Genomic DNA, 6,574 nt, shown 5'->3' on the forward strand with positions numbered 1-6,574 from the left:
GTGCCGCTGACGCAGCGCACCGTGCGCAGCAGGATGTGCTCGGCGTCCCAGTCCATCGGGGTGCGGCGGTGCGTCCGAGACCGCCGCTCCAGGTCGTGCCACGGGCCCATCACCAGCGCATCGCGCACGATCAGCCACCCGGTGTGGGTCTGCCAGGTGGTTTCCATGATCAGGCTGCCGGGCAGGTACCGGCGGGCCGAGGGCACCGAGACGCCATACGGGCCCAGCCGGAAATGGCCGGCGCTGCGGTCCAAGATCGCACCGAACACGCTGGGCGAATCCGGGCGGGGCACGCAGAGCCATTCGACCGATCCGGCGGGGGAGATCAGGCACGTGGTTTCCCAGTCCGACAGGAACGCATAGTCGGCGATCGGCGGGAACGGGTTCCGCAGGGCCGCGCTGGGAGCGAGCGGCCCGGGCGTGCGCAGGTCGATGGACGACGACATCGACGTGGCCGAGGCGGCGTCAAACTCTTCCCCGGGCAGGGCACCGTCCGGCGGGGCCGGTTGGTCGTCGGGCTGGGCGTGCAAAACCATCTGGACATCATCGCTGCTCAGCGGTCCCGCGTCCAACGTTTCACCGTGGTGGCGCGCCGCGCGGCGATCCGCTGCGTCGGACCCATGCCGGCGCGTGTTCCCGGCCGGCCGATGGTCTTCGGCGGTCGGGCCGAATAGGGTGAGCCCCGTGAACGCGTTCCTCAACTGGTGGGACGGCAACGAGCTGTGGCTTTCGGGGCTGCCTTTCGTGCTGCAGGCCCTGGTGGTGGTGCCCGCCGTGCTGGTGGTGGCCTACGCGACGGCGGCCCTGCTGGATGGCGTGCTCGGGAAGGGCATCGAGCTGATGCGCCGCGCCCGCCACGACGGGACGCCCGGGTAGCCCATGCCTCGGTCACACGTGACCCTGATTCTGGTCATCCTGGTGGCGTTGGTGATCGTCACGTGGCTGGTGACCCACGCGATGCACCGCTAACGGCCGCGGGCCCTCTGCACAGCCGCCGTCGCGGTGGCGGCAACGTCAATTCCTGTTAGGCTTCCCGCCATGCGCGTGGCGATGAGCATCTCGGAGTGCTATGCCCTCGTGCACTGTTGTCGCTGACTCCCAAACCCGTGCGCGGTCTGGTCTGGAGTTTTCGAATTCTCCTGAAGTTTTAGGTGCCTTTCCGCAGAAACGGGACCCGACTCCCATACCTCTCGCACCGGAAGGCCCTCAATGGACACAAGGACCGCATCGCGCTGGCGGCCCGTCCTCGCACTTGCCCTGATCGCCGGCGTCATCGCCGGGTGCCACGGCGGCGCCAGTGATGCCGTCGGCGGCGGTGGTCTGGCCAACGCGCGCACCAGCATCACCCTGGTCGCCTACTCGGTCCCAGAACCCGGTTGGAGCAAGATAATTCCGGCGTTCAACGCCTCCGACGAGGGCAAGGGCGTGCAGGTGGTCACCTCCTACGGGGCCTCCGGTGACCAGTCCCGCGGCGTCGTCGACGGCAAGCCGGCCGACGTCGTCAACTTCTCCGTCGAACCCGACATCGCGCGACTGGTCAAGGCCGGCAAGGTCGCCAAGGACTGGAATACCGACGCCACCAAGGGAATTCCGTTCGGTTCGGTCGTCACGCTGGTGGTGCGCAAGGGCAATCCGAAGAACATCAGGGATTGGGATGACCTGCTGCGGCCCGGAGTGGAGGTCATCACCCCCAGCCCGCTGAGCTCCGGATCGGCCAAGTGGAACCTGCTCGCGCCGTATGCGGTCAAGAGCGAAGGCGGCGCCCACAGCGACGCCGGGGTTGCGTTCATCAAGAAGCTGGTCACCGAACACGTGAAACTGCGCCCCGGATCGGGGCGGGAGGCCACCGACGTCTTCGTCCAGGGCAGCGGTGACGTGTTGATCAGCTACGAGAACGAGGCCATCGCCACCGAGCGGGCCGGAAAGCCGGTCGAACACATCAACCTGGCGCAGACCTTCAAGATCGACAACCCGGTGGCGGTGGTCAACACCAGCCCGCATCTGGACGCCGCCGTCGCCTTCAAGAACTTCCAGTACACGGCCGCGGCCCAAAAGGTCTGGGCGCAAGCCGGTTTCCGCCCGGTCGACCCGGCCGTCGCCGCCGACTTCCGCAACCAGTACCCGGTGCCGGCGAAGCTGTGGACCATCGCCGAGCTGGGCGGCTGGGCCACGGCGGACCCGCAGCTGTTCGACAAGAACTCCGGCAGCATCACGAAGATCTACACGAAGGCCACCGGATGACCGCCATCACCCCGGACCCGCTGGCGGTCCGGCCCGAGCTCAGCGGCGACGCGCCACCGGGCCCGCTGCCCGGACGCGGCCGCGGCACCACCGCGCTGCGCGTCGGCGTGGCCACCGTCTGGCTCTCGGTGATCGTGTTGCTGCCGTTGGCGGCGATCGCGTGGCAATCCGCGGGCGGCGGCTGGCACGCCTTCTGGCTCGCGGTCACCTCGAATGCCGCGCTGGAATCGTTCCGGGTGACCCTGACGATCTCGGCCGGGGTCACGGTGCTCAACCTGGTCTTCGGCCTGGTGATCGCGTGGGTGCTGGTGCGGGATGACTTTCCGGGCAAGCGCCTCGTGGACGCGATCATCGATCTGCCCTTCGCGCTGCCGACCATCGTCGCCAGCCTGGTGATGCTGGCGTTGTACGGCAACCACAGCCCCGTCGGTCTACATCTGCAGCACACGTCGTGGGGTGTGGCGGTCGCCCTGGCCTTCGTCACGCTGCCGTTCGTGGTGCGTGCCGTGCAGCCGGTGCTACTCGAACTGGATCGCGAAACCGAGGAGGCCGCGGCGTCGCTGGGTGCCAGCGGGCCGAAGATCTTCACCTCGGTGGTGCTGCCGTCGCTGCTGCCCGCGTTGTTGTCCGGGGCGGGGCTGGCCTTCTCCCGGGCGATCGGCGAGTTCGGTTCGGTGGTGCTCATCGGCGGTGCGGTGCCCGGCAAGACCGAAGTGTCCTCACAGTGGATCCGCACGTTGATCGAGAACGACGACCGCACCGGTGCAGCCGCGATATCGATTGTGCTGTTGGGCATTTCGTTTGTCGTGCTGCTCATCCTGCGGATCGTGGGCGGCCGCGCGGCCAAGCGAGAGGAGCTGTCCGCATGACATCGTCGGCGGGAGTGCGCTATTGGTTGCGGTTCGTCGCGCTCGCCTACATCTTCGTGCTGCTGGTCATTCCGGTGGCGTTGATCCTGTGGCGCACGTTCCGACCCGGGCTGGGCCAGTTCTACGCCTGGGTCAGCACCCCCGCGGCGATCTCGGCGCTGAACCTGACGCTGCTGGTGGTGGCCATCGTGGTACCCCTCAACGTCATCTTCGGCATCCCCACCGCATTGGTCCTCGCGCGCAACAGGTTTCGCGGCAAGGGCGTGCTGCAGGCGGTCATCGACCTGCCGTTCGCGGTCTCGCCCGTCATCGTGGGTGTCGCGTTGATCGTGTTGTGGGGCTCGGCCGGTGCGCTCGGATTCGTCGAACAGGACCTCGGGTTCAAGATCATCTTCGGCCTGCCGGGCATCGTGCTGGCCAGCATCTTCGTCACGCTGCCCTTCGTGGTGCGCGAAGTGGAGCCGGTGCTGCACGAGCTGGGCACCGACCAGGAGGAGGCGGCGGCCACCCTGGGTTCGGGGTGGTGGCAGACGTTTTGGCGGATCACGCTGCCGTCGATCCGGTGGGGTCTGACCTACGGCATCGTGTTGACCATTGCACGTACCCTGGGGGAGTACGGTGCCGTGCTGATGGTGTCGTCGAACCTGCCGGGAAAGTCGCAGACACTGACATTGCTTGTCTCCGACCGGTACAACCGCGGTGCGGAATACGGCGCCTACGCGCTGTCCACGCTGCTGATGGGGGTTGCGGTGCTGGTGCTGGTTTTCCAGGTAGTGCTGGACGCGCGCCGTGCACGAGCGGCGAAGCAGGCCTGACGAGGAGAATGACCGTGACTCACGCCAACCGGGACGACCTCGCCATCGTCGTGCGCGACGCCAACAAACGTTATGGCGATTTCGTCGCGCTGGACCATGTGGACTTCGCCGTGCCCACCGGGTCGCTGACGGCGTTGCTGGGTCCCAGCGGCTCGGGCAAGTCGACCCTGCTGCGCACCATCGCCGGGCTCGACCAACCCGATACCGGAACCGTCACGATCGACGGCCGCGACGTGACCCGGGTGCCGCCGCAGCGCCGCGGCATCGGATTCGTGTTTCAGCACTACGCGGCGTTCAAGCACCTGACGGTGCGCGACAATGTGGCCTACGGACTCAAGATCCGCAAGCGGCCCAAGGCCGAGATCAAGGCCAAGGTCGACAACCTGCTCGAAGTGGTGGGACTGAGCGGCTTTCAGGCCCGCTACCCCAACCAGTTGTCCGGCGGTCAGCGCCAGCGCATGGCGCTGGCGCGGGCGTTGGCGGTCGACCCGCAGGTGCTGCTGCTCGACGAGCCGTTCGGCGCGCTGGACGCCAAGGTGCGTGAGGATCTGCGGGCGTGGTTGCGGCGCCTGCACGACGAGGTGCACGTGACCACGGTGCTGGTCACCCACGACCAGGCCGAGGCGCTCGACGTCGCCGACCGCATCGCGGTGCTGAACAAGGGCCGAATCGAACAGGTCGGCTCCCCGACGGACGTGTACGACACCCCGGCGAACGCGTTCGTGATGTCATTCCTCGGTGCGGTGTCCACCCTGAACGGCACTTTGGTGCGCCCGCACGATATCCGGGTGGGCCGCAATCCCGAGATGGCGATCGCCGGCGGTGACGGCACGGCCGAGTCCGTCGGGGTGGTGCGCGCCGTCGTCGACCGGGTGGTGACGCTGGGCTTCGAGGTGCGGGTCGAGTTGACCAGCGCGGCCACCGGCGGATTCTTCACCGCGCAGATCACCCGCGGCGACGCCGAGGCGCTGGCCCTGCGCGAGGGCGACACCGTCTACGTGCGGGCCACCCGGGTTCCCCCGATCGCCCTGGCCGCCAACGCAAGTCGTGCGGACGAGGCCGACCAGGATGAGAGCACCCTGACGTCGGCGTAGTCGCCGCATGAGAACCGCGGGCCGACCACTATCCGATTCGCCAACGCGCTAGCGGATGCGCTATCGGTTTTCAGATCCACTCGTCGGTCCGATTCCCACCTGGTCGGCGGTGGCGGAACCTGTCGAATGTTGAACTGCTATGACGCGTGCAAACCGCATTCGGTCTTGGCCCGGCCCTGCCAACGTCCGCTGCGCGGATCGGCCCCGGCCAGCGGCTTGGCCGTGCAGGGTTGGCAGCCGATCGACGAATAGCCTTCGTACATAAGCGGATTGACAAGCACGCCGTTGTCGTCGATGTAGTTCTGCACGTCCTCGTCGGACCATTCGACCAGCGGGTTGACCTTGACAAGCTTGAAGCCCTCGTCGAATCCGACCACTGGGGCGTTGGCGCGCGCGGCGGTCTCACCCCGGCGCAGGCCGGTCACCCAGGCGGAGTATCCGCGCAGCGTCTTGCCCAGCGGCGCGACCTTGCGCAGCCGGCAGCATTCGCTCGGGTCCCGCGCGAACAGGTCCTTGCCCAGCAGCCTGTCCTGCTCGGCGACGCTGTGTTCTGGAGTGACGTTGAGCACCCGGATGTCGTACACGGATTCGATCGCATCCCGGGTGCCGATGGTTTCCACAAAGTGATAACCGGTGTCCAAGAACACCACCGGCACACCCGGACGCACCTTGGCCGCCAGATCGATCAGCACGGCCTCCTGCATGCTGGAAGCCACCACGTAATTGCAGGTGGCCCAGCCGCGGGGCCCGTTGATGCCGCCGAACGTTTCGTCGGTCCAACGCAACACGTCGGCGGCGCTGGCGCCCTCCAGCTCGGCCGCGCCGCGGGCGGCAAGCGCCCGCAATTCGGCTTCTGGAAGCTTGGTTGTTCGTTCGCTCATCGCAAATCGTCCTCGTCTGCCCTCATAGCCCACTGTGCGAAACGTTCACCCTCACCGCGATATTTCAGGAAGTTACGTGTGACCCGCTCGATGTAGTCGCCGAGCTCGTCGCTGGTGACCTTGTGCTGGCGCAGTTTTCGGCCGAATCCGCTGTCCAGACCCAAGCTGCCGCCCAGGTGAACCTGAAAACCCTCGACCGAGCCGCCCTCTCCGTCGTCGACCATCTGACCCTTGAGCCCGATGTCGGCCACCTGAATGCGGGCGCACGAATTGGGGCAGCCGTTGATGTTGACGGTGATGGGCACGTCGAGCTGGTCGTTGATGTCGGCGAGCCGGCGCTCCAGCTCGGGCACCAAAGACTGCGCCTTGACCCGGGTTTCGGCGAAAGACAACTTGCAGTACTCAATCCCCGTGCACGCCATCAGGTTCCGGCGCCAATGCGACGGCTTCGACTGCAGGCCGAGCGCCTCCAGGCCGGCGATCAGCTCGTCGAGCTTGTCGTCGGGCACGTCGAGGATGACCAGCTTCTGATACGGGGTGAGCCGGATCCGGTCCGAGCCGGCTTGTTCGGCGAGGTCGGCCACCGCGGTGAGGATGGTGCCCGACACCCGTCCGGCGATGGAGGCGACGCCCACCGCGTTGAGCCCGTTCTTGAGCCGCTGCACCCCGACGTG

At 67.3% G+C, this 6,574-nt stretch carries 7 protein-coding genes and 1 pseudogene; 5 read left to right on the top strand and 3 right to left on the bottom strand.

The window, feature by feature from the left end; translation table 11 throughout:
• The coding region (locus A9W96_RS14725) for a trehalase-like domain-containing protein (protein ID WP_231999687.1) at positions 1 to 446 on the bottom strand (446 nt) is incomplete at its 3' end.
• Between the two features lie 229 nt (positions 447 to 675).
• Between A9W96_RS14725 and A9W96_RS14730 the strand changes: the two genes are divergently transcribed.
• The 5 genes from A9W96_RS14730 to A9W96_RS14750 all read left to right on the top strand — a co-directional run bounded on the left by A9W96_RS14730 (position 676) and on the right by A9W96_RS14750 (position 5,019).
• Positions 676 to 876, top strand: a complete 201-nt coding sequence (locus A9W96_RS14730) for a hypothetical protein (RefSeq protein WP_231997791.1) — start codon at positions 676 to 678, stop codon at positions 874 to 876.
• Between the two features lie 333 nt (positions 877 to 1,209).
• Positions 1,210 to 2,241, top strand: a complete 1,032-nt coding sequence (locus A9W96_RS14735) for a sulfate ABC transporter substrate-binding protein (RefSeq protein ID WP_066862678.1) — start codon at positions 1,210 to 1,212, stop codon at positions 2,239 to 2,241.
• Positions 2,238 to 3,110, top strand: coding sequence for a sulfate ABC transporter permease subunit CysT (gene cysT / locus A9W96_RS14740; protein ID WP_066862675.1), 873 nt, complete (start codon positions 2,238 to 2,240; stop codon positions 3,108 to 3,110). The genes A9W96_RS14735 and cysT overlap by 4 nt, the downstream gene beginning before the upstream one ends.
• Positions 3,107 to 3,925, top strand: a complete 819-nt coding sequence (cysW, locus tag A9W96_RS14745; RefSeq protein WP_066879391.1) for a sulfate ABC transporter permease subunit CysW — start codon at positions 3,107 to 3,109, stop codon at positions 3,923 to 3,925. Before cysT ends, cysW begins: the two co-directional genes overlap by 4 nt.
• An 8-nt stretch (positions 3,926 to 3,933) precedes the next feature.
• Positions 3,934 to 5,019 (top strand): sulfate/molybdate ABC transporter ATP-binding protein, encoded by a 1,086-nt coding sequence (locus A9W96_RS14750; protein ID WP_066862667.1) that lies wholly within the window; start codon positions 3,934 to 3,936, stop codon positions 5,017 to 5,019.
• Between the two features lie 137 nt (positions 5,020 to 5,156).
• Here A9W96_RS14750 and A9W96_RS14755 read toward each other — a convergent pair whose 3' ends face one another.
• Both A9W96_RS14755 and A9W96_RS14760 read right to left on the bottom strand, forming a co-directional pair.
• The gene (locus A9W96_RS14755) at positions 5,157 to 5,900 is read right to left on the bottom strand and encodes a phosphoadenylyl-sulfate reductase (RefSeq protein WP_066862664.1); all 744 of its coding nucleotides are present in this window, start codon (positions 5,898 to 5,900) and stop codon (positions 5,157 to 5,159) included.
• Positions 5,897 to 6,574 (bottom strand): annotated as a pseudogene (locus A9W96_RS14760) (nitrite/sulfite reductase); the annotation flags it as partial. The gene A9W96_RS14755 and the pseudogene A9W96_RS14760, both read right to left, overlap by 4 nt.

It is taken from the genome of Mycobacterium sp. 1245852.3 (assembly GCF_001669335.1).
GTDB lineage: Bacteria > Actinomycetota > Actinomycetes > Mycobacteriales > Mycobacteriaceae > Mycobacterium > Mycobacterium europaeum_A.